The sequence below is a fragment of the Thermotoga maritima MSB8 genome, from assembly GCF_000008545.1.
GTDB classification, from domain to species: domain Bacteria; phylum Thermotogota; class Thermotogae; order Thermotogales; family Thermotogaceae; genus Thermotoga; species Thermotoga maritima.
In genome coordinates this window covers 1,511,602-1,534,165 of sequence record NC_000853.1, presented here as the reverse complement: position 1 = coordinate 1,534,165, position 22,564 = coordinate 1,511,602, and the positions used below count along the sequence as shown (strand labels likewise).

Below are 22,564 nucleotides of genomic sequence, written 5' to 3'. Positions count from 1 at the left end.
TTATGAAGGTCCTTTTGATTCTGATAGTGCTCATCTCCTCCTTCCTCTTTTCTGAAACTCTGACGTTGAAGGAAACGCTCCTGGCTTCGCCAGGAGTTCTTTTCTTAGATGACATCACGATCGAAAAAGTAGAATCTGAAAAGAATCTGATGATTCTCCTGCCGGGGCTCGAATATCTTGTAACCAGAGATCTTCTCAGAACAAAATTTCCGGAGTACGATTTCACAGGCCCAGAAAACGTGAGAATAACTGTGGAAGGATACAGCAGTCTCAAAAACGCTGTTTTCGAAGAGATAGGAAAGAAAGCGGAAGCGAAAGACTTCGAAGCCTTCGTGGTGAAGACCTTTGGAACTCTGCCGGAGAAATTTGAACCTCAAACGATCAGAGTAACGAAAATCTCGAAAAATCTCTTCAGCGTCTTTCTGAGGTTTCCAGACACTTACGTGACCCTCAACATGTTGCTACGCAAAGAAAGGAATGTGGTGGTTCTGAAGAGAAATATAAATGTGGGCGATGTGATAAAGGAAGAAGACGTGAGACTGGAAAAGAGAAACGTGTTCGAGATCTATGGAGAGCCGTTCTTCGACGTTTCAGAGGTGGTCGGAAAGATATCCAGGAGATACCTGAAAGAAGGAACTGTTTTGACGGCAGACATGGTGAAAGATCCCCCCGACGTGGTGAAAGGCCAGGTGGTTCCAGCTTACGTGGACATGGGCAGCATAAAGGTAACAACGTTCGTTGAGGTTCTGGAAAACGGCTATCTCGGTGAAACGGTGAGGGCGATGAACGTAGAGAGCAGAAAATACGTCTTTGGAAGAGTTGAGAGAGGACCCGTGCTGAGAATTCTGGAGGTGGTAGAGTGAGAAGGATATCAATCGTGCTGTTGATCGTTTTCGCGACAAGCATCTTCCCCTTCTCAATTTGGAACTCCGCGGGCGAATCCGAGTACAAAAACCTCCTTTCCATAAAGAAGGCCTCGAAGGTTGGGGATATCCTCACTATCGTGATCCGGGAAAGCAACAACGTGTCTTCTGAGAGGGAAAGCCTCGAGATTCAGAAAACCCTTTTGAACATCTTGGGAAACGTTGTGAACGCAGCCGCAGGTGTCAACCTCAACAACTTCATTCCTATAAACAACAACTCTCCTGAGAGACAGCGCGGTGGAAAGGTGCAGTCTTCCGTAGTGGCGAAGATTTCGGCGGTGGTCGTCGACATCGATCCCTACGGCAACCTCGTGGTGGAGGGAAGAAAAACGATAAAGGTGGACAAGGACTATCAGGAAATCATTGTGAAGGGAAAAGTGAGGCCAGACGACATAGAGATAGGAAACGAGGTGGATTCCTCCAAGCTTGCAGATTCCGAGATATGGGTGAACGGGAAACTCGTTTTCAGCGAGGAACCCGGAAAAGAGAGTTTCTTCGACAAGATACTCGCGTTCTTAGCAGGACTCTTCACATGAGGTGATGAACATGAAGAAGAGATTGGCCGTTTTGCTGGTCATCGTTCTGACGATAACCTTTTCGTTCTCTGTGACCACAAGGATAAAAGACATAGCGTTCTTCAGAGGTGCCCGTGACAACCAGCTCTTCGGAATAGGGCTCGTTGTTGGTCTCAACGGAACGGGAGATTCCGGTAACGTGAACTCTCCTCTTCTTCTCGAAATGATGAAAAAGTTCGGCGTTCAGGTTTCGGAAAACGACCTGAAGTCCAAGAACACAGCGCTTGTGATGGTTCTCGCAGACATTCCTCCCTTTGCCAAAGAAGGCATGAGAATAGACTGTGTGGTCGCTTCCATAGCCGATGCGAAATCACTCGCGGGTGGATATCTCCTCCAGACACCTCTCTACGGTGCCGATGGAAAGGTGTACGCCGTAGCGCAGGGTTCCGTGATCATCGGAGGAGAAGACGTAAAGCTCTCTTCCAATCTTCAAAAGAGGTATAGAGTGGTTGGCTATCTTCTAGAGGGTGCCATCGTGGAAAGGGACATTCCATCTGACATGCTCGATGGAGACAGTGTGACGATCCTTCTGAGACAGCCGGACATCACCACCGCAGCCAGGGTGGCGAGGGCGATAAACGAGAAGTTCGAGATGGATCTCGCAAAGGCCATCGATCCATCCGCCATCAAATTGACCGTTCCCAGTGCGTTCCAGGATGACCTCATCACATTTCTTTCGCTTGTTGAAGAGATAGAAGTTCAGCCAGACGTTCCGGCAAGAATTGTGGTGAACGAAAGAACAGGAACCGTTCTGTTCGGAGGGGATGTGAAACTATCTGACTTTGTGATCTCCTACGGAAACTTCACGATAAGTGTGACCGGGGGAAAAATAGGAGATAAAGATGCCACGATCTCCAATCTCGTCAGCGCTCTCAAAGCAGCGGGTGCCACTCCTCAGGACATCATAGCCATTCTGCAGGTGATCTATGAATCAGGATACATTACAGGAGAACTCATAATCATGTGAGGTGAAAAGCGTGTTCGTCTACGGAGTTTCTTCTAATATAAAGAATCTGCGGGACGCGAGCATTGAATTCGTGAGTGATCTCTTCTACAGAATCTTCAAGGAGATGTACGAGTCGATTCCGAAGTACGATCTCGTACCTGAAACAACTGCCGAGAAGTGGTTCAAAGAAATGCTCCTTCAGGAGTACTCGAAACACGCCGCAGAGCAGAGCCCTCTGGCTGACATGGTCATGAAGAGTCTCGGTGGAAAGAAAATCTCCAGCCTTCCTCAGAGAAAATAGGCTTCTCTATAAAAGAGCAGACGCACAAGGAACGGTATGCCCCGTCTGAATATCAGCCTCGGTGACGTGTAAACGGCGTAGTAGGCCTTTATGAAGAGTCTCCTCAGCTCCTTTGGTGAGAAATTCGGATGCTTGAAAACCAGGTGCGTCCCGTCGAATTTTCTCCAGTCTTTTTCAAAGATCAGGTGTTTCAGTTTTTCGAAAAGGGCGGTGCCGGGATACGGTGTGAGAATGGAGAACTGAACGATGGAGGCTTTCAATTTTTTGGCGAATTTCACGGTTTTTTCTATGGTTTTCCTCGTGTCCTTCAGCGCTCCAATCACAAAGCTCGCAAACACGTCTACCTTGTACTTCTTCAAAAGCTTCATCACGTCGAAAGCTATATCTGATTTCAAATTCTTTCCGTATTCCTCGAGCACCTCATCGTTCGCACTCTCGAAACCTATGAAAAGCATTCTACAACCGGCCTTCGACATCGCTTCCACCATATCTTCTCGTCCCAGAAGTTCATCAGCCCTCGAAAACGCCCACCACTTGAAACGAAGGTCTTTCCTCATCATTTCCTCGCACAGATTCACGACTCTTTTTGGATTTATCGTGAAGTTGTCATCGAAGAAGATGACAGATCCGTATCCCAACTTTTTCAAGATTTTCAGCTCATCTATCACGTTTTCGATGCTTCTCCACCTGATTCTCCTTCCCATGAACTGAGAAGCACTGCAGAACTCGCAGTTGAAAGGACAGCCCCTTGAGGTGATCAGACTCGTCGCTCTCTCACCCGCGAATTTCGTTCTGTAAAGATGGACTTTCTCTCTATCGGGGAACGGCAGATCGTCCAGATTCTCCAAAAATCGAGAAGGCAAAGCTATTACTTCTCCATCCTTCATGTAGGCAACACCGGGTATGAGAGGATATTTTTCATTGCTTGCTATGCTCTCTACAAGATCTGAAAAGGCTCTTTCTCCTTCTCCGAGCACGACGTAATCGCAGAGTCCCTTCTGAAGGATCTCATGGTAGTAGGCTGTCGCGTGGGGGCCTCCCATCACCACCGTTACGTTCTGCGCTTTAGCCTTCTTTGCGATCCTTTCCACAACGGGAAACCGCACAGTATCGGCAGATATCCCCACCACATCGTAATCTCTGAAATTGAACCTTTCCAGATCGAATTTCTCCACGTTCATGTCTATCAGAGCCACGCTGTGTCCTTTTCTCTTGAGGGAGGAACTAATGTACATGAGACCGAGGGGAGGATAGACGGCACCTAGTCTGTAGTAGTACCCACCGCTGTAGGGATTTATGAGGAGCACTCTCATGAGAATCACCTCTGTGGGTATTCTAACACAGAAAGAAGGGGCCGAAGCCCCTTTTTTTTACCTCATCGGAATTGGAGTCCATTTTCCGAAACTACCTTGCGGGTTTATATGTCCTGTGACGGAACCGTACATGGTGATAAACCAGAGAAGAAGTGTCAGGGCAAGGAGCACTACACCGAGGAACCTTATGACCTTGTTTTCTCTGAGTTTCCACACCACAGGACTCAGAACACCCACAAGACCCGCTGCGATGAATCCAAGACCAGAAGTGAATGGATGCTTTGTCATACCATAACCCATGATGGAACCTCCAACTATGATCGCGTATATTCCCGCAAACAGCGCAAAGATCGTCGTTGGCATGAGATCCCATCCCTTCGCGACAGCTATTGCCGCGGCGAGAAAGACGAAACCGTAAAGAAGGAAAGGTTCTCCGAACGCTATGTTGTGGCTGCCGGGAAGCGGCCAGGTCAGAACCATGTGGAGTCCTGTTGCGATCGCCAGAAGTCCAACCGCCGCAAAAGCTGGAGCAAAAGACTTCGCCTTCTCAGAATCGTTTAGACCCTTGAGAACGAAAGCGATGAGAACGCCCAACCCTGCAACAACATCTGCCATGAACACAGTCAGGTAATCAACAAACATATGTACACCTCCTCATGAAGAGATTTTGATTTTAAAAATCCCATCCACAAAATCTCTCAACCATGAATTCTCTATTATCACATTCTTCACAAGAACCTTCAGAGTCTCTTCACATTCTTTCAGAATCCCTTTTTCTCTCATAAATGACATCAATCCACTCCAATCACGGTTTTCAAACATCTGTCTGGCTTCTGGAAACTTCTCCATCGCCGTCACCAATGGAAAAGAAGCGACGCCGTTTTTGAGATCGAGAAATCCGTCTTTTCCAATCTTTTCCATTCCAGCAAAATCCATGATGTCATCAAACATCTGATAAATGGTTCCAATGGTGACCCCCAGATTGTAAAGATCTTCTCCGAGTTCCCCCTCGAGTAATGCGGGAAGCTGCAACGCCAGACCGAAAAGCGCACCGCTCTTTCCCTCAACTATGCGAAGATATTCTTCTTTTGTAATCGGTTTGTATCGACTCAGCTGTTCGATCAGCTCCGCTTCCGACATTTTCCCGATCACATTCAAAAAAGCTCTTCTCAGTTTGTTATTTCCTATCTCTTCAACCGTATGGAACGCACTGACAAGTACAAGATCCCCCGCTGCCACCGCTGCTTTATCACCGTACATGAAATTTATCGTCTCTTTTCCCCTTCTAAAACGAGCACCATCGATCACATCGTCGTGGAGGAGTGAGGCAAGGTGAACGAGTTCGAGAGCTGCAAGAGAAGATATCGCATCTTCACCGATCTCTACTCCTCTATTTTTGAAAGAAAGTATCGAAAGTCTCACTCTCAACATCTTTCCGTAGAGCGGAAGATCCTTCATTATCTGTTCTGGAAAGAATTGGGAAAGAATCTGTTCGATGCGTTCTTTGACTTTTTCCAGTTCATAGGAGTTTTGGTTCAGCTTGTTTTTCGTCATCTGCTTTGAACACCTCCGGATAGTTGTCGACAAAGCCATTCTGCTGCAACTCAATTTCAAGGGACTTCTTCAGCTCCATCAGATCCTTCCTCAGCCTGTCTATCTTGGATAAGACCTCTTCTATGAACTTTACGCTGTTTGTCACGACGTTTATGTTCTGATGGCCACAGTGCGGACACGTTGTAACTATGATGGAGTGCAATTTTTGCCGGGGTTCTATCTGGTAACTGTTTCCACAGGTGGTACACAGAACCGTTCCTTCAGTCTCCACACAGGGAAGCTTCTTTCTGTCGATCTTCACATACATAAAATCACCTCACCCGAATTTGTAGAGCACACCGTAATTTCCCCTTGGATAATTCCATTCTATGTTTCCAAAGGGACAAACAATCCTACAGGTGCCACACTCGAGACACCCCTCGAATTTCACCTCCATTCCACTCTCCGTCCACTCGTACACATCCGCAGGACAACAGCTCACACATGGTCGATCGGAACATTTTTCCGCACAGATGCTTTCATCTTTTATTTTGAGATGCGGATTTTCCTCATCCGTTCTGTATCTGTTCAAATAGAGTTTATCTTCGATCCTCACAGTACATCACCTCACAGCTCTCCAGAATCTGAGCAGATCAAGGGAGATTCCAATCAAACTTCTCCTGGAAAGTACCATGTCCGCGATCTGTTTTTGAACGTCCCACTTTGGAGTTCCGTCAACCTGTAGAAATCTCTTCAAAGCATCGTTTGCAAGATCCGGATAGATTTCCACGAACTGGTGGTTCTTTTCCATAGTGGGCATGAGATCTTTGTACTTTTCCAGGTCTTTCAATATGAAGGATTCTTTCAATCTGAGGTAGTAATTTTTCAGAATTTTTTCAGAAAAATCTCCCTTTTCAAAAGCTTCGAGAAGTGTTTCAGCAGCGAGTCTTCCCGATGTGATCGCGTGATTCGATCCTTCTCTATGTATAGAGTTCACAAGCATTGCCGCATCTCCACAGACCAGAACCCTGTCTCCATAGACCTTCGGCATCGCGTAGTATCCACCTTCAGGTATCAAATGTGCCAGATACTCCATCGTGTTGTTTCTGTATTCTCCCAGCATATCGGAAATGACAGGGTGATTTTTCAAATTCTCAAGAAGTTGATACGGCTTGATCTTCTTTTTTCTGAGATCTTCAAGGAGAACCCCACAACCCAGAGATACGGAAGATCTGTTGGCGTAAAGAAATCCCATTCCGAACATACCTTCAGACCAGCTTCCAAGAAGTTCTATCGTTGCTCCATCGTTTCCCTCCACACCGAAGACCCTGTTCACCACATCTTCAGGAACACTGATCACCTCTTTCACAGCAACGGCCACCATGTGTGGTTTCAGATCTTCCTTCCTGAGCCCAGCTTTCATCGTGAGGATGGGATTCACACCCTCCGCGATCACAACCGCCTTGCTGTGTATTTCTCCCTTTGGTCTCGAGGTCACCACGCCTGCTATTTCTCCTTTTTCGTTCCTCAGGAAGTCTTCCACCTTGGTTTTTGGTATGATCAGGGCACCTGCTTTTTCCACCTCCTGGGCAAACCATCTGTCAAAGTTTGCCCTCAAAACAGTGAATGCATTCGGATTTTCTTTCCATTCCACGTTTCTGTGACCGATCTTGATGACACCTTCATTTCCGAGGAGCCAAAGGTTCTGCTCTATAACGTTTCTTTCAAGAGCTTTCGAATTTGCCGCTTTTTCCAGAAAATCTGGCATGATCTCTTTCAGAGGATGTACGTAGAGAACCCCTCCCATCACGTTTTTGGAACCCGGATATTCTCCTTTCTCCACGACCGCAACTTTGAGACCATTCTTGGCAAGAACGTATGCGCAGGACAGACCAGAAGGGCCAGCACCAACGACGACAACGTCGAATTCTATCTTCATTTTTTCACCCCGCTTTTGTTCAGAAGCTCTCTGAGTTTTGCAGTGAGAGCGGGAACTACTTTGTGCAGGTCACCAACGATCCCTATATCGGCTATATCGAATATTGGTGCTTTCTCATCTATGTTTATGGCCACTATTATTTCTGACTCTTTTATTCCAACCACGTGCTGGATCGCACCGGAAATGCCACACGCGAAGTATAGAACGGGCCTCACAGTTTTTCCGGTCTGGCCAACCTGATGCTCTGGAGAAATCCATCCAGCTTTCACAGCCGCCCTTGAAGCTCCCACTTCTCCTCCAAGGAGATCCGCGAGTTCCTTCAATTTCTTGAAACCTTCCGGTCCCCCAACTCCTTTTCCACCTGCTACCACAACCGGAGCGTACTCGAGGTTCACCTGGGTCTGAAGCGGTATGGTTTCCAGAATCTCGATCAGTTTGTCAAAAGTTCCTAAATCGTACTCCTCTTCTATGATCTCTCCCGTTCTCTCTGGATCCGGCGGAAGCTCTTTCATAACACCCGGTCTCACCGTTGCCATCTGCGGTCTGTGATCCGGACACATGATGGTTGCCATGAGGTTTCCACCAAATGTGGGCCTCGTCATGGCAAGAAGCTTTTTGTCCGGTATTATATCCAGTCCTGTGCAATCGGCAGTCAGACCTGTTTCAAGTTCTGTTGCCACCATTCCAGCGAGCTCTCTTCCCTCGAGAGTTGCACCTATTAAGAATATCTCCGGTCTGTACTTTCTCACCATATCCACGAGGGCTTTCTTGTAGAGATAGTTCACATACGTGTTGAATTCCCTGTTCTTAACATAAAGAACTTTGTCCGCTCCGCGTTGAATTGCTTCTTTTGCCACACTCTCCAGACCTTCTCCCAGCAAAACACCCCATACTTCTGAATTTTCCAGTTTCGAGGCGAGATCTCTTGCCTTTCCAATGAGTTCCCAGGAAACAGGATGAGCTTTTCCACCGTGATGTTCTATGAGAACGAAAATTATCTTTTTCTCACTCATCTTTCTCACCTTCCAACACAGGTTTCAACGCTTCCACGAGTCGAACGGCTTCAAATTTTTTCAAAGCTTCTATGAGTTTCTCCGCTGCCACTTCCGGATCTTCATTTTTTGAAATGATGTCTCCACCTTTTCTCGCCGGGGGTATGTTTGTGCTCACAACCCTTGTAGGTGATCCAAAGAATCCACATTTTTTTGGATCGAGACCCAGATCTTTGTGAGTCCAGACGATGGGCTCGTACCTGATCGCCCTGATGAGATTGGGCAGATCTGCGTACCTCGGTTTGTTCAGCTCATCCGTGATTGTGAGAACCGCTGGCAGTTTGAGCCGTATCTTTTCAAATCCCTGGTCCAGTCTTCTGACTATCACCATCTCTTTTTTCTCTGGATCTATTTCCTCTATTCGAACGACGTAGGCACCGAGCGCGTATCCGAATCTTGTAGCAAGACCAGGTCCCACCTGACCGGTGTCTCCATCCACCGCCTGCTTTCCTGTCAAAATGAGATCTATCTTTCCTATTCTTTCTTCGATCTTCTTTATTCCCCAGTAAAGTGTGTACGTCGTGGCGAGCGTATCCGCTCCCGCGAACGTCCTGTCGCTCAAATGGACTGCTTCATCGAGACCGAAGGCAATGGCATCCTTCAGAGCCTCTTTCGCCTGCGGTGGTCCCATAGTGATCACATAAACCGTGGCTCCGAATTTTTCTTTCAATTGTGAGGCAAGTTCGAGTGCCCTTTCATCATCGGGATTTATGATAGACGGGACACCTTCTCTCACAAGGTTGTTCGTTTTTCTGTCGATTCTGACGTTCGTTGTATCGGGAACCTGTTTGATACAGACAACCACATTCATGCTCTTCGCCTCCTCAGATATCTCCTCCAAAGGTCAAATCCCACGAACATGAGAACAGCTGCAGCAACCGGAAACTCGATTATCAGCTTCAGTGCTTTCATTCAAAAACCCCCTTTCAGAGGCAAAACAACGAATATGAGAAGGCTCCACAGCGCATGCGCAAAAGCTGGTGTGCTGACCTTTCCAGTGATCACATAAAGAAGAGAAAGAATTATCCCAAGGACAAACGCCCCCACTATCAAAGCCATATTTCCAGTGAACACGTGGACTACGCTGTAAAGAAGCGAAGAGATCAGTATTGAAGGAACAACGTCCAGCCGTTGGAGAAGGAATTCTGTTACAAAACCACGCCATATGATCTCTTCAAAAAAGGCTATGAACACGAGAAGAATGATCACTTTCAATGCATTTTGCCCTTCCGCGAGTCCGTAAACACTGACAACATCCCTGTGAAACGGAGGAATCAAAAGCGAAATCAAATATCCAACGACGAAAAGAAGATAAGCTGCTACAGCGGAGTAGATCGCAAGGGGCGCCTCGTACTTATTTGGCTTTATGTTCCTCTTTCCGCCAAGAAAGATCGAAATCACAGAAAAAATCAGAGTGGTCATGAACATTCTCCACCAGAAATCGAGCATATTCACCTGAAAGACGAAATACCATCCTAAAAAAAGTCCGATCAAAACTGAAAGGAAACTTATCTCAGAGATTCTTTTAACCATCGGCATCACCTCAAAAGTCCCAAAATCATAGAAACAAAGAGTATCATTTCCGCCAGCGCACTCATTTTATCAACGTCAGCGATCTCTCGTGCATTTTTCCTTCCCGCTGATTTTTGAAACAACTGCTTTATCACCCGTATGTACAGCGGAAGAGAAACTAAGCTGACAAGAGAGATTACTCTAAAAACACCCGTCGATACGAGGATCACGATAAAGACGTAGATCAAACCAGTGAGGACCGCGTAGAGAAAAGACGCTGCTCTGTCTCCGATCAAAATAGGAAGGGTTTTGATACCACTTCTTCTGTCAAACTCGGAGTCTCTAATTTCATTGGCAAGGAGAATGAGATCTGTAGCGATCCCCACGGGAATAGAGACCAGAAGTGCTTCCAGTGAGAACCTTCCCGTCTGAACATAATAGGCTCCCAGCACCATCAGGGGTCCCATGAGAATAAACACGAGAAACATACCAAGGGATTTGTATTTCAGATAGAACGGATGCCCAGTGTAAGCGTACCCGAGAACCAGACCAGTAAGTCCCAGCCACAGCAGAGCAGGTCCAGAGATCTTTATGAGAACAAGCCCCAGAACCACACTCACCGCGTAACAGAAAACACTCAAAAGGAGCTCTTCGCGTGGTGTTATTTTCCCGGAAACAAGAAGTCCACTCGAACCAAGAGAATCTTTAGTATCTACACCTTTTTTGTAATCGAAATAATCGTTCGTTGTGTTGACACCTGCATGTAGGAAAATGGAAGCAATCAGTGATAGAATGTATCTGATCAAGGAAAATTCCTCAGCCAGCATGGCTCCCACAGTAACAGGAAAAGCACTTGCAACGAAGGAAAACGGTCTCACAGCTACGAAATACTTCACTATCTATCCCTCCTGGAGGTGCGCTTGATGTTTGGAAAGTGTCAAAAACACGTGAGATACGCTCTTAGACTTCTCGTGAGATTGTCGCTGGAGAACAGACCTATGTCTTCTTCGGAACTCGCTGAGAAAGAACTCATCACCAGAAATTTCGCCTTGAAAGTCCTTCATTACCTCAAAAGATCGGGCCTTGTGAATTCGATCAAAGGAAAAAACGGTGGTTTTGTTCTTGCAAAGTCGCCAGACGAAATATCGTTTCTGGATGTTATCAGCGTCTTTGAAAAAGACCTTGTTATTGTGGACTGCAACAGCCGGTGCAAGAATTACAGGGCCTGCAGGGTAAAATACTTCTGGAACTGGCTTTCCGATTATTTGAAAGATCTGTTTTCTAACATCACCATCAAAGATATCGCCTCAGGTACTTTCACGTTTCATCTCGAGAAGCTTTCTTAGATGTTCTTTTTCCTGATCGATGATCTTTTTCACTGTTTTCTGTGCATCGGAATTCACAAGACCATCTTTGAGTTCATAGTAGAGAATTATGCTGTCTTTTTCAACGGATATGGCTATATCCAGAACCTCTTTCAAGGTTAGATCCTTTCTCCTTAAAATTTCACTCGTGTCAGGAAAAACTTCATAGAAAGCGTATCCCGCGAGATAAGAATCCACCTCATCCCAGTTTTCCTGGTCTGACATCTTTCTAAAGATTTCCGCATGAATCCTTTCCTGATCGGCAAGCTCAAGGAAAGTCTTCTTTATCTCTCCATTAAAATGTTCTGATAGTTCCCTGTAGAATCTTTCGCCTTCCTCTTCCAGCCTGATGGCCACTGTCAGAATGTCGCTTACTTTCATAGAATCACCTCATTGTTCTGATTTTCACACATTGCATAGAATATTATACTACTTGTGTATAAATTTGCCAAAAGAAAAAGGCGGGAAAGCCCCGCCTTTCTCGTTAATGATTCTGCGCTTTATTTTACAACTTCGACAGAGAAGTCCCTGAAAGTCCAGCCGAATTTCGCCGCTGTTGTGTTCGGATCTCCAAACTCCGTTCCGATCTCCCAGACGCAGAAATACAGCTCTTCGAAATTGTCTATTCTCGTTGAGTGCTTCTTGACAACTTCCGCGGCTTTCTGAACGAAGTCCTTCACGTTGATTTTCACCTTTCCTTCTTTCATCGGTGTTGTCAGTCTGAAAGCAAGGTAATCCCATCCCCACGGTGCAAAGTAAACATCCCACTTTGTTTCCTGCTTCACGCCGTTTATCTCGACTGTTGTAGTGAACTCGTCCACTTTCTGACCGCCGGGCATCAGAACGTTGTTGTAGAACCAAACCATGATCTCCGCGTCACCCGAAGAAACAGAGGTCTGGTCGGGACTTCTCGTGATCCACGTCTCCATGGCAAGGTTGATAGGCAGGTTGTTTTCGTACCAGATCGAGTAATCAAGAGTCACGTAGAAATCCGGAAGATCTTTCACCTTCACAGGAAGAAATTCAACACCGCTGTTGTGCCCCGCCCAGGGCTTGTAACCGTAGTAGATCTCTGGATATCCATGCACCCAGCTGTCTGGATTCTGAAGAACGATGTTGTACAAATCCGCATAGAACTCAACCTTTTCTCCATCAAATTTGAGCCACGTTTCTCCTTCATAGGATTTCACGTTCCAGAAGTTGAGTTCCATGGTGACTGGAAATCCGTTGAAGGAAATGTCCGTTGCACCAACGCTCGTGAGAACCACCTCGGAGGAAAAGAGCAGAGCGGAAAACACCACCATCAGAAGAACTGCCCACCTCATTCTCTCACCTCCAGATCAATAGAGAAGTTTTCAAACTTCCACCCGAACTGTGCACTTTTTGTTTCCGGACTTCCAAACTCGGTTCCGATTTCCCAGACGGTGAAGTAAAGATCTTCAAAATCTTTCACTCGAGCAGAACTCGAAAGAGCTTTTCCGGCGGCATCAAGAAAATGCCTCACGTCGAACTTCACCCTTCCCTTCTTCACGGGATCCTTCAAGCGGAAAGCGAGGTAGTCCCATCCCCACTCCGCGAGCCACAGTTCCCAGGTGCCTTCGACACTCTCTCCGTTCAGCACGAACGGGATCGTGAACTCTTCTATCTTTTCGCCTCCGGGTGTGAGATTGTTGAAATAGAACCAGACCATGATTTCAACATCGCCGATCGATGCTTCCGTCTGGTACTTTTCTCTTGTGAGCCATGTTTCCATGGCAAAGTTCAAAGGCAGAGACGGTTCGTGGTGAATATCGAAAGAAACTTCGACGGAAAATGATTTCATAGAAGAAACTGGTACCGGAAGTTTCGAACCTTCTGCTGTGTGATTTTCCCATGGTTTGTAACCGTAATAAAACTCGGGATAACCGAGAACATACCTTTCCGGTTCTTTCGGAGAAAGATTCTGAATGTCCGCATCGAAAGTTATCTTTTCACCGTCGAATTTCATAGCTACAGAACCGGAGTATTCCTTTATGTTCCACAGATTCAGCTCCATGGAAAGGGGAATGCCATTCCATACAAAATCCGATGTTCCCGGTTTTGTCATCAGTACCACCATTATCACCTCCAGAAAACATCTTATTATGAAAATGTTTACATTCAAAATCTGAAAATTCGCAAATAGAACTAAATACACCCAAAAATAAAAAAACAGGGGTATTAATCCCTGCTTTTCTCTTTTTATCGAATTTTTGTTCTTGTACCTCTGAAGACGCATTGAAACTGGCTCAATATCGTGGACCACGACTACAGGGAGGAGCGTTTCCATACCTCTAAGGAATTATTGAAACTGTCGGCGTATTCGAAAAGGTCGTAGTCTCCTCTGAGTTTCCATACCTCTAAGGAAGTATTGAAACGACGAAGGATTCGAGCTTTTCGTACAAGAGCAATTCGTTTCCATACCTCTAAGGAAGTATTGAAACGTATGATATGTTCCGCAAACTACAACAAGAAGTCCTGTTTCCATACCTCTAAGGAAGTATTGAAACTTAGAAGCCGTTTCTAACCTATAAGATTAGAAAGATGTTTCCATACCTCTAAGGAAGTATTGAAACTCAATGCGTGTGCGGAAAACGATTTTGCCGTCAGGGTTTCCATACCTCTAAGGAAGTATTGAAACGGACAATTTGAAGGTTTGAGGGAGGGATGAGTATGAGTTTCCATACCTCTAAGGAAGTATTGAAACGGAAGATCCTCGCTTAACAATCCAGAAAGCAGGGGAACTGAGTTTCCATACCTCTAAGGAAGTATTGAAACCCGTTGAGTTCAAAAGAAATTATACCACAAACACACTCTGAAAGCAAGATGTTTTTTGACCTTCCATATCCTCCCTTTCCATAAACCATTCTAACACACAAGAGAGCACCTTCAAGTACTGTTTGGAAAAATGGAATAATTGCATAGTCAAACAAGAAAAGAACACAAGCAAAAAACAGAAGATAAATTATATCAACCTACGTCAGGGCATTTTGGGGTGTTTCTGGTAAAAATCGATTGGTTCCATGTTTCACAAATAGATGAAAGAAGGCATTCCTCAATGTGTTAGAAGTTAACTACTAATTTCTCGAATTCAAAGCACTTACACGTCGTTGATTACCACAAATTCTCTTCATATTGTCTCTTCATATCATCCATTATTCCCTTTTTAACGCATAGCTTCCGGTACCACAAACCCGCATGAAATTCTTCGTTACCGGTAATTGCATACTCTGAATCAACCTTCCAATGCCCGGTACACACAATACCTACTTTGTGAATGATTGGAACTAACCTGGTTTGTATGAATAAAACATAATCAATTTTGATAAATAAATTTTTGTCTAACTTCAAACCCCTTATCGATTGTCACTTCAAAGTTAACCTTTCCTTAATTGTCTTCGGTTTGAAATACTGATACAATTAAGCTAAAATAGTCATTGACCCGACGGAGGCGCGCCCGAGATGAGTAGGCTGTCCCATCAGGGGAGGAATCGGGGACGGCTGAAAGGCGAGGGCGCCGAAGGGTGCAGAGTTCCTCCCGCTCTGCATGCCTGGGGGTATGGGGAATACCCATACCACTGTCACGGAGGTCTCTCCGTGGAGAGCCGATCGGGTCTGGAATCAGAAAAAGATTTCAGACCTGATTTGGCGTCTCTTCGGGGAGCGAAGAGACGCTTTTTTTATTAATTCAAGGAGGGATGAAGGTGAAAGTAGGAGTTGTTGGTGCCACGGGAGAAGTTGGAAGAACGATGGTAAAAGTACTCGAAGAATTCAACGTTCCCGTCACGGAGCTCAGGCTCTTCGCTTCGGAAAGATCTGTGGGTAAAGAAATTGAATTCAAAGGTGAGAAATTCAAGGTCGAGCTTCTCACGGAAGAATCGATGAAATGGAAGTGTGACTACTTCCTGTTTTCCGCGGGTGCCAGTGTTTCCAGAAAGTTCGCTCCTATCGCAGCCGAAAACGGAGTGACCGTGATAGATAACTCTTCTGCTTTCAGAATGGAGAAGGAAATACCCCTTGTGGTTCCGGAGGTGAACGCTTACCTTCTCAAGGGATACACAGGAATAATAGCAAATCCGAACTGTTCAACGATTCAGATGATCCTTTCCATCTACAAACTTCACGAAGTTTACGGAATAGAAGAGATCTTTGTGTCGACGTATCAGTCCGTCTCCGGCGCTGGTCATAAGGGGATAGAAGAACTCCTTGCTCAAGAAAGAGGAGAAAACGTGATGAAAGTCTTCCCAAAACCCATTCACAGAAACGTCATTCCTCTCATAGGTGATATCCAGGAAAATCTTTTCTCTCAGGAAGAGATGAAGATGGTGAATGAAACAAGAAAAATTCTGAACGACTACTCGATAAGGGTGTATCCAACAACGGTGAGGGTGCCCGTTCTGTACGGACACTCTGAAGCGATCATGGTGAGGCTCAAGAAACCCTACGAGTCTCTCGAAAAGGTGAGAGAAGTCATAGCTTCTGGAGAAGACGTGGTGGTGACGGACGATCTCATAACACCGGTGGATGTCGCAGGAAAGAACGAAACTTATGTTTGCCGACTCAGAGCGACCGATGAAAGATCCATTCTTTTCTGGAACGTGGCGGACAACATCCGTGTAGGGGCTGCGACCAACGCCGTCAGAATTCTCCTGAAGCACGCTGAGATGAACGGAAAGGTGTGATAGTGTGTGCTATTCGGCCAATGGGAACACCTTCCTCATAGTTGACAACACGCAAAAGAGGATACCCGAAGAGAAAAAACCAGATTTTGTCAGGGAAAACGTGGGCGATCTGGATGGAGTCATATTCGTGGAGCTGGTCGATGGGAAATACTTCATGGACTACTACAACCGCGATGGGAGTATGGCGGCCTTCTGTGGGAACGGCGCAAGGGCCTTTTCTCAGTACCTCATAGACAGGGGCTGGATCAAAGAAAAAGAATTCACTTTTCTCTCTAGGGCTGGAGAAATAAAGGTGATCGTTGACGACAGTATCTGGGTGAGGATGCCGGGTGTTTCAGAAAAGAAAGAGATGAAGGTGGATGGTTACGAAGGATATTTCGTCGTTGTGGGCGTTCCTCATTTCGTTATGGAAGTGAAAGGAATCGACGAACTGGATGTGGAAAAACTCGGAAGAGATCTCAGGTACAAAACAGGCGCGAACGTGGATTTCTACGAGGTACTTCCCGACCGCCTCAAGGTGAGAACATACGAAAGAGGAGTGGAAAGGGAAACAAAAGCCTGTGGAACGGGTGTTACGTCTGTTTTCGTCGTGTATCGAGATAAAACAGGGGCAAAAGAGGTGAAGATCCAGGTTCCAGGAGGCACACTCTTTCTGAAAGAAGAAAACGGAGAAATCTTTCTCAGGGGGGATGTGAAAAGATGTTCAGAGGAGTAGGAACTGCTATCGTTACACCATTCAAAAATGGTGAGCTTGATCTTGAGTCTTACGAGAGGCTTGTCAGGTATCAGCTCGAAAACGGCGTCAACGCGTTGATCGTCCTTGGAACGACAGGTGAATCACCAACCGTCAACGAAGACGAGAGAGAAAAGCTCGTTTCCAGAACTCTCGAGATCGTCGATGGGAAAATCCCTGTGATCGTGGGAGCGGGAACGAATTCCACCGAAAAAACGCTGAAACTCGTCAAGCAGGCGGAAAAACTCGGAGCGAACGGAGTTCTTGTGGTCACCCCGTATTACAACAAGCCCACACAGGAAGGACTCTATCAGCACTACAAGTACATCTCTGAGAGAACGGATCTCGGGATCGTTGTTTACAACGTGCCCGGAAGAACCGGTGTGAACGTTCTCCCGGAAACTGCTGCAAGGATCGCTGCGGACCTCAAGAACGTGGTGGGAATAAAAGAGGCGAACCCGGATATAGACCAGATAGACAGGACGGTATCACTGACAAAACAGGCAAGAAGCGATTTCATGGTGTGGTCCGGCAACGATGATAGAACGTTCTATCTCCTCTGCGCGGGTGGAGACGGCGTCATCTCTGTTGTGTCGAACGTGGCACCGAAACAGATGGTAGAACTCTGCGCAGAGTACTTCAGCGGAAACCTCGAAAAATCGAGGGAGGTTCACAGAAAACTCAGACCTCTCATGAAGGCACTGTTCGTGGAAACAAATCCGATACCAGTTAAAGCCGCTTTGAATCTCATGGGATTCATCGAGAACGAGCTGAGACTACCGCTTGTACCTGCCAGTGAAAAGACGGTGGAACTTCTCAGAAACGTTCTCAAGGAGAGTGGATTGCTATGAAGTACGGAATAGTCGGTTATTCCGGAAGGATGGGCCAGGAGATCCAGAAGGTCTTCTCGGAGAAAGGGCATGAACTCGTTTTGAAGGTGGATGTGAACGGTGTCGAGGAGCTGGATTCTCCGGATGTTGTGATCGACTTTTCTTCACCTGAAGCGCTTCCGAAAACGGTGGATCTGTGTAAAAAATACAGGGCTGGCCTCGTTCTGGGAACAACTGCCCTGAAAGAAGAACATCTCCAGATGTTGAGGGAGCTTTCGAAAGAAGTACCCGTTGTTCAGGCTTACAACTTCTCCATTGGCATAAACGTTCTGAAGAGGTTCCTCTCGGAACTCGTCAAAGTCCTCGAAGATTGGGATGTTGAGATCGTGGAGACGCACCACCGCTTCAAAAAGGACGCACCCTCCGGAACCGCGATTCTTCTGGAGAGCGCACTGGGAAAGAGTGTTCCCATTCACTCGCTGAGAGTGGGTGGTGTTCCGGGAGATCACGTGGTCGTTTTTGGAAACATAGGTGAGACGATCGAGATAAAGCACAGGGCGATTTCGAGGACTGTTTTCGCCATAGGAGCCCTGAAAGCGGCGGAGTTTCTTGTGGGAAAAGATCCCGGTATGTACAGTTTCGAAGAAGTGATCTTTGGAGGTGAGTGAGTTGGACGCAAGAGAAATCATAGAAATGATAGCCAAAGCCAAAAAGAAAACTCCCATAGTCGCTTACATAAAAGGCGATTTAGCAGGCATAGATTTCTCCAGTTTCAAATTCTTCGGTGATGAAAGGTTCGGAATTCTCTTTGGAGAGTACGAAGACTTCAAAAAGCTTCTCGAAGAGCACAGAGAAAAAATAGAAGACTACCATCTCGAGGTGAAAGCAAGAAATTCCGCACTTCCTCTGGCGGATCTCACGAAGTACAAAGCCAGAATAGAACCGGGTGCGATCATAAGGGACATGGTGGAAATAGGAGAAGGCGCTGTGATCATGATGGGAGCCGTTATAAACGTCGGTGCGGTGATCGGTGAAGGAACGATGATAGATATGAACGCGGTCGTTGGTGGAAGGGCGATCATAGGAAAGAAGTGCCACATAGGTGCCGGTGCGGTGATAGCGGGTGTTATAGAGCCTCCGAGTGCAAAACCCGTTGTCATAGAGGACGAAGTGCTTGTAGGGGCGAACGCAGTGATCCTTGAAGGGGTGACGGTTGGAAAGGGTGCGGTCGTCGCGGCCGGTGCGGTTGTAACGAAGGATGTTCCACCTTACACAGTCGTGGCTGGTGTTCCTGCACGTGTGATAAAACAGATCGACGAGAAAACAAAGGAAAAGACAAAGATAGTTGATGAGCTCAGAAATCTCGAATGAATGGAGGTCTGGAAAATGAACGTGGTGGTTCAAAAATACGGAGGAAGCTCCGTTGCCACACCGGAGAGAATAAAGAACGTCGCGCAGAGAATAAAAAAGAAAGTGGACGAAGGGTACAAAGTTGTGGTCGTTGTCTCCGCTATGGGAAAGACAACTGACAACCTCATAAAACTCGCAAAGGAGATCTCTCCAAGACCGGATTCGAGAGAACTCGATATGCTTCTTGCAACGGGAGAACAGGTTTCCGCCGCGCTCCTTTCGATGGCCCTGAAAGATCTCGGAGTAAAGGCCAAATCTTTGAACGCGTTCCAGGTGAAAATAAAAACCACTCCGCATCACACGAGCGCTCGTATCGTGGATATAGATGACAGTGTGATCCGGGAAAACCTGAAAGATTACGATGTTCTCGTCGTAACGGGCTTTCAGGGTGTGAACGAACACGGTGATCTGACCACACTCGGTCGGGGCGGTTCGGATACATCTGCCGTGGCGCTTGCGGCAAAACTCAGAGTGCCGTGTGAAATCTACAGCGACGTGGACGGGATATACACCTGCGATCCGCGTGTCCATCCGAGAGCCAAAAAGCTCGCTTACATCACCTACGACGAAGCTCTCGAGCTTACCGCTCTCGGTGCGAAAGTTCTTCACTCAAGATCCGTGGAAATAGCAAAGAAGTATGGGATACCCATCTACTGTGCATCTTCTTTCACCGAAGAGGAGGGAACCATGGTGGTAGAAAGACTTCCGGAGTGGCTGGAAGAACCCGTTGTAACAGGAGCGACAATTTCTCATGGTCAAATAAAAGTTTCCATATCTTTCCTCCCAAAGGATGTGAAGTACATCACGGCCATTTTCGAGGAAGTTGGAAAAAGGGCTCTGAACGTGGACATGATCTCCCTTGTCCCTTCGAACGGAAAGGTTTTCCTCTCCTTCACGATTCTCGAAGACCACAAAGAAGATCTGGACGAAGCGCTCAAAGAGGCTCTCAGGGATGTGGAAGGGTGGAAATCCACCTACGAAGGAGGTTTTGCCAAACTCTCCATAGTTGGAGTGGGAATGAGAACGAGTCCGGGCGTGGCCGCAAGGTTTTTTGAAGCGCTGGAAAGAGCGGGAGTCACACCGGAGCTCGTCACAACGTCGGAGATAAAGATCTCCTGTCTTGTTCCTGAAGAGAAAGCGGAAGAGGCGCTGAAATCGGTGATCGAAGAATTCGAACTGTGAGGTGAAGAAATGGACATCCTGAGGAAAGTGGCAGAGATTCATGGGACACCCACCTACGTATACTTCGAGGAAACACTGCGAAAAAGGTCACGTCTTGTAAAAGAGGTCTTCGAGGGAGTGAATCTCCTTCCAACGTTTGCCGTGAAAGCGAACAACAATCCTGTTCTTTTGAAGATTCTAAGAGAAGAGGGTTTCGGCATGGACGTGGTGACAAAGGGGGAACTCCTCGCGGCTAAACTGGCGGGAGTTCCTTCCCATACCGTTGTATGGAACGGCAACGGAAAGAGCAGGGATCAAATGGAACACTTTTTGAGAGAAGATGTGAGAATCGTCAACGTGGATTCGTTCGAGGAGATGGAGATCTGGAGAGAATTGAACCCGGAAGGCGTGGAGTATTTCATCAGGGTGAATCCGGAGGTCGATGCGAAGACACACCCTCACATCTCCACCGGCTTGAAAAAGCACAAGTTCGGAATACCACTGGAAGATCTGGATTCGTTCATGGAAAGATTCAGATCAATGAACATAAGAGGTCTCCATGTTCACATAGGATCGCAGATAACCCGGGTTGAACCCTTTGTGGAAGCCTTCAGTAAAGTTGTTCGGGCTTCTGAAAGGTATGGATTCGAAGAGATCAACATCGGCGGCGGCTGGGGAATAAACTACAGCGGAGAGGAACTCGACCTGTCCAGTTACAGAGAAAAGGTTGTTCCTGATTTGAAGAGATTCAAAAGAGTCATCGTCGAAATAGGAAGGTACATCGTAGCACCTTCTGGGTATCTGCTCCTCAGAGTGGTGCTCGTCAAAAGAAGACATAACAAGGCGTTCGTTGTAGTCGATGGTGGGATGAATGTCCTCATAAGACCGGCACTTTATTCCGCATATCACAGGATCTTTGTGCTCGGAAAACAGGGTAAAGAGATGAGGGCAGATGTGGTTGGTCCACTGTGCGAAAGCGGTGACGTGATCGCGTACGACCGGGAACTTCCAGAGGTCGAACCGGGTGACATCATCGCTGTGGAAAACGCGGGAGCTTACGGTTACACTATGTCGAACAACTACAACTCGACCACACGTCCAGCTGAAGTGCTCGTCAGAGAAAACGGAAGAATTTCTCTGATAAGAAGAAGGGAAACGGAGATGGATATTTTCAAAGACGTGGTGATGTGAATGGACGAAATCGAGCTGAGGCACATTCTCCACATGAATCCGGAGCTTTCTTTCAAGGAGTACAGGACAAAAGAGACGCTCAGAAAAGCAGTGATTGAGATCGGATACGAGAAGATCATAGAAGTGGCCGGAACAGGGCTTGTGATAGAGAAGAAAGAAACGGAAGATCCGTACGTTGTTCTGAGAGCTGATATGGATGCTCTACCCATAAAAGAAGAAACGGGATGGGAGTTCGCGTCGCGGAATGAGTATATGCACGCGTGTGGACACGACTTTCACATGAGCGCACTCTACGGTGCCATGAAGAGACTCAGGAACGTGAAAAAGAACTTTCTCTTTGTCTTTCAGCCTGCCGAAGAGACGGGTGGTGGAGCGAAAGAAGTTGTGGACTTTCTCAAAGATAAGTACGAAATAAAAGCCGCTGTTGGATTCCACGTGACTGACGAGTACGATGCTGGAACTGTGGCATCCCGACCCGGAGTGCTTTTTGCCTCTGCCACGGAATTCGATGTATACTTTAAAGGTGTTCCGGCCCACGTGGCGTTCGCTGAGAAAGGAAAGGACGCTCTGAAGGCAGCGGTTTCTTTTCTCGGCTGGCTCTACAACAAAAAGTGGAACGCTCTTGTGGGGGTTGGCAAAATTTCGGGGGGACGGGCGAGGAACATCGTTCCAGATGAGATAAAATTAGAAGGAACGATAAGATCAGAAGCGCTGAGGATAACAGAGGAAGTGATATCCAACATGGTAAAACAGCTTGGAGAACTGAAAGAAGAAATGGGAGTTGATTTTGCTGTTGAAAGAGGCAGTGTCTATCCCGAGGTGAAGGTGGATCAAAACCTCTTTGAAACTCTAAGAGAGACCTGTCAGAGGTTGGGGTTTTCTTTTGTTGAATGCGATATGAAGTGGACCGGAGAGGACTTTGGATATTTCTCGCAAGTGTTTCCTTCTCTCTTATTCTGGTTTGGCGTGGGAGAAGGAGAACGTTTTGGGCTTCACCACCCGCGTTTTTTACCGAATGACAGGTATATACCCATGGCGGCGGATCTTTTAGCTGAGCTTGCTATGGTCATTTGAGGAGAGT

At 46.7% G+C, this 22,564-nt stretch carries 26 protein-coding genes, 1 CRISPR repeat array and 1 riboswitch; of the genes, 13 read left to right on the top strand and 13 right to left on the bottom strand.

Features of this window, described 5'->3' with window-relative positions:
• Positions 1-2 precede the first annotated feature (2 nt).
• Genes flgA through TM_RS07805 form a run of 4 tightly spaced genes read left to right on the top strand, consistent with a single transcriptional unit; the run spans position 3 to position 2,745 of the window.
• A complete protein-coding gene (gene flgA, locus TM_RS07820; protein WP_004081926.1) occupies positions 3-863 on the top strand; it encodes a flagellar basal body P-ring formation chaperone FlgA in 861 nt (286 codons plus the stop codon).
• Positions 860-1,459, top strand: a complete 600-nt coding sequence (locus tag TM_RS07815; RefSeq protein WP_004081924.1) for a flagellar basal body L-ring protein FlgH — start codon at positions 860-862, stop codon at positions 1,457-1,459. Before flgA ends, TM_RS07815 begins: the two co-directional genes overlap by 4 nt.
• A gap of 10 nt (positions 1,460-1,469) precedes the next feature.
• Positions 1,470-2,465, top strand: coding sequence for a flagellar basal body P-ring protein FlgI (locus TM_RS07810; protein WP_004081923.1), 996 nt, complete (start codon positions 1,470-1,472; stop codon positions 2,463-2,465).
• Positions 2,466-2,475: 10 nt separating this feature from the next.
• Complete coding sequence (locus TM_RS07805) at positions 2,476-2,745, top strand: rod-binding protein (RefSeq protein ID WP_004081921.1); 270 nt, start codon at positions 2,476-2,478, stop codon at positions 2,743-2,745.
• Here the strand turns inward: TM_RS07805 and TM_RS07800 are convergent.
• The 10 genes from TM_RS07800 to menA all read right to left on the bottom strand — a co-directional run bounded on the left by TM_RS07800 (position 2,733) and on the right by menA (position 10,990).
• Positions 2,733-4,058, bottom strand: coding sequence for a B12-binding domain-containing radical SAM protein (locus TM_RS07800; protein ID WP_004081919.1), 1,326 nt, complete (start codon positions 4,056-4,058; stop codon positions 2,733-2,735). The genes TM_RS07805 and TM_RS07800 overlap by 13 nt on opposite strands.
• A gap of 57 nt (positions 4,059-4,115) precedes the next feature.
• Positions 4,116-4,700, bottom strand: a complete 585-nt coding sequence (locus TM_RS07795; protein ID WP_004081917.1) for a DUF981 family protein — start codon at positions 4,698-4,700, stop codon at positions 4,116-4,118.
• Positions 4,701-4,712: 12 nt separating this feature from the next.
• Entirely contained in the window at positions 4,713-5,612 is a 900-nt protein-coding gene (locus TM_RS07790; RefSeq protein ID WP_004081914.1) for a polyprenyl synthetase family protein, read from the bottom strand.
• A complete protein-coding gene (locus tag TM_RS07785; RefSeq protein WP_004081912.1) occupies positions 5,578-5,919 on the bottom strand; it encodes a 50S ribosomal protein L31 in 342 nt (113 codons plus the stop codon). The genes TM_RS07790 and TM_RS07785 overlap by 35 nt, the downstream gene beginning before the upstream one ends.
• Before the next feature lie 9 nt (positions 5,920-5,928).
• Complete coding sequence (locus tag TM_RS07780; protein WP_004081910.1) at positions 5,929-6,207, bottom strand: ferredoxin family protein; 279 nt, start codon at positions 6,205-6,207, stop codon at positions 5,929-5,931.
• 6 nt (positions 6,208-6,213) lie between these two features.
• Positions 6,214-7,530, bottom strand: coding sequence for an NAD(P)/FAD-dependent oxidoreductase (locus TM_RS07775; RefSeq protein ID WP_004081907.1), 1,317 nt, complete (start codon positions 7,528-7,530; stop codon positions 6,214-6,216).
• Positions 7,527-8,543, bottom strand: a complete 1,017-nt coding sequence (locus TM_RS07770; protein ID WP_004081904.1) for an electron transfer flavoprotein subunit alpha/FixB family protein — start codon at positions 8,541-8,543, stop codon at positions 7,527-7,529. The genes TM_RS07775 and TM_RS07770 overlap by 4 nt, the downstream gene beginning before the upstream one ends.
• A complete protein-coding gene (locus TM_RS07765; protein WP_004081902.1) occupies positions 8,536-9,393 on the bottom strand; it encodes an electron transfer flavoprotein subunit beta/FixA family protein in 858 nt (285 codons plus the stop codon). The genes TM_RS07770 and TM_RS07765 overlap by 8 nt, the downstream gene beginning before the upstream one ends.
• Positions 9,394-9,494: 101 nt before the next feature.
• Positions 9,495-10,115 (bottom strand): CPBP family intramembrane glutamic endopeptidase, encoded by a 621-nt coding sequence (locus tag TM_RS07760; protein ID WP_004081900.1) that lies wholly within the window; start codon positions 10,113-10,115, stop codon positions 9,495-9,497.
• Positions 10,116-10,120: 5 nt separating this feature from the next.
• A complete protein-coding gene (gene menA / locus TM_RS07755) occupies positions 10,121-10,990 on the bottom strand; it encodes a 1,4-dihydroxy-2-naphthoate octaprenyltransferase (RefSeq protein ID WP_004081897.1) in 870 nt (289 codons plus the stop codon).
• A gap of 27 nt (positions 10,991-11,017) precedes the next feature.
• Here menA and TM_RS07750 point away from each other — a divergent pair, with 27 nt between their 5' ends.
• Positions 11,018-11,440, top strand: a complete 423-nt coding sequence (locus tag TM_RS07750; RefSeq protein WP_004081895.1) for an Rrf2 family transcriptional regulator — start codon at positions 11,018-11,020, stop codon at positions 11,438-11,440.
• Here the strand turns inward: TM_RS07750 and TM_RS07745 are convergent.
• From TM_RS07745 to TM_RS07735, 3 genes are all read right to left on the bottom strand, one after another.
• On the bottom strand, positions 11,402-11,839 hold the full coding sequence (locus tag TM_RS07745) for a ferritin-like domain-containing protein (protein ID WP_004081893.1): 438 nt from the start codon (positions 11,837-11,839) through the stop codon (positions 11,402-11,404). The genes TM_RS07750 and TM_RS07745 overlap by 39 nt on opposite strands.
• Positions 11,840-11,958: 119 nt before the next feature.
• Positions 11,959-12,783 carry a GH12 family glycosyl hydrolase domain-containing protein gene (locus TM_RS07740; RefSeq protein WP_004081891.1) on the bottom strand — a complete coding sequence of 275 codons (825 nt, stop codon included), beginning with the start codon at positions 12,781-12,783 and terminating at the stop codon, positions 11,959-11,961.
• Positions 12,780-13,556: a GH12 family glycosyl hydrolase domain-containing protein gene (locus tag TM_RS07735; RefSeq protein WP_010865354.1), complete on the bottom strand. Its 777-nt coding sequence runs from the start codon at positions 13,554-13,556 to the stop codon at positions 12,780-12,782. Before TM_RS07735 ends, TM_RS07740 begins: the two co-directional genes overlap by 4 nt.
• A 202-nt stretch (positions 13,557-13,758) precedes the next feature.
• Positions 13,759-14,254: direct repeats of the CRISPR family, unit length 30 nt; unit sequence GTTTCCATACCTCTAAGGAAGTATTGAAAC.
• A 660-nt stretch (positions 14,255-14,914) separates the two neighbouring features.
• Positions 14,915-15,093: riboswitch (Lysine riboswitch) on the top strand.
• Positions 15,094-15,180: 87 nt separating this feature from the next.
• On the opposite strand from TM_RS07735, the gene TM_RS07725 reads away from it, so the two are divergent.
• The 8 genes from TM_RS07725 to TM_RS07690 are packed head-to-tail and all read left to right on the top strand — an operon-like array spanning position 15,181 to position 22,557.
• Positions 15,181-16,158: an aspartate-semialdehyde dehydrogenase gene (locus tag TM_RS07725; protein WP_004081884.1), complete on the top strand. Its 978-nt coding sequence runs from the start codon at positions 15,181-15,183 to the stop codon at positions 16,156-16,158.
• 4 nt (positions 16,159-16,162) lie between these two features.
• Positions 16,163-16,873 (top strand): diaminopimelate epimerase, encoded by a 711-nt coding sequence (gene dapF / locus TM_RS07720; protein WP_004081881.1) that lies wholly within the window; start codon positions 16,163-16,165, stop codon positions 16,871-16,873.
• Positions 16,858-17,742, top strand: a complete 885-nt coding sequence (gene dapA / locus TM_RS07715) for a 4-hydroxy-tetrahydrodipicolinate synthase (RefSeq protein ID WP_004081879.1) — start codon at positions 16,858-16,860, stop codon at positions 17,740-17,742. The genes dapF and dapA overlap by 16 nt, the downstream gene beginning before the upstream one ends.
• Complete coding sequence (gene dapB / locus TM_RS07710) at positions 17,739-18,389, top strand: 4-hydroxy-tetrahydrodipicolinate reductase (protein ID WP_004081877.1); 651 nt, start codon at positions 17,739-17,741, stop codon at positions 18,387-18,389. The genes dapA and dapB overlap by 4 nt, the downstream gene beginning before the upstream one ends.
• Before the next feature lies 1 nt (position 18,390).
• A complete protein-coding gene (gene dapD, locus TM_RS07705; RefSeq protein ID WP_004081875.1) occupies positions 18,391-19,092 on the top strand; it encodes a 2,3,4,5-tetrahydropyridine-2,6-dicarboxylate N-acetyltransferase in 702 nt (233 codons plus the stop codon).
• A gap of 15 nt (positions 19,093-19,107) precedes the next feature.
• A complete protein-coding gene (locus tag TM_RS07700) occupies positions 19,108-20,313 on the top strand; it encodes an aspartate kinase (RefSeq protein ID WP_004081873.1) in 1,206 nt (401 codons plus the stop codon).
• A gap of 9 nt (positions 20,314-20,322) precedes the next feature.
• Positions 20,323-21,483, top strand: a complete 1,161-nt coding sequence (gene lysA / locus TM_RS07695; RefSeq protein WP_004081870.1) for a diaminopimelate decarboxylase — start codon at positions 20,323-20,325, stop codon at positions 21,481-21,483.
• Entirely contained in the window at positions 21,484-22,557 is a 1,074-nt protein-coding gene (locus TM_RS07690) for a M20 family metallopeptidase (RefSeq protein WP_004081868.1), read from the top strand.
• The last annotated feature ends 7 nt before the right edge of the window (positions 22,558-22,564 follow it).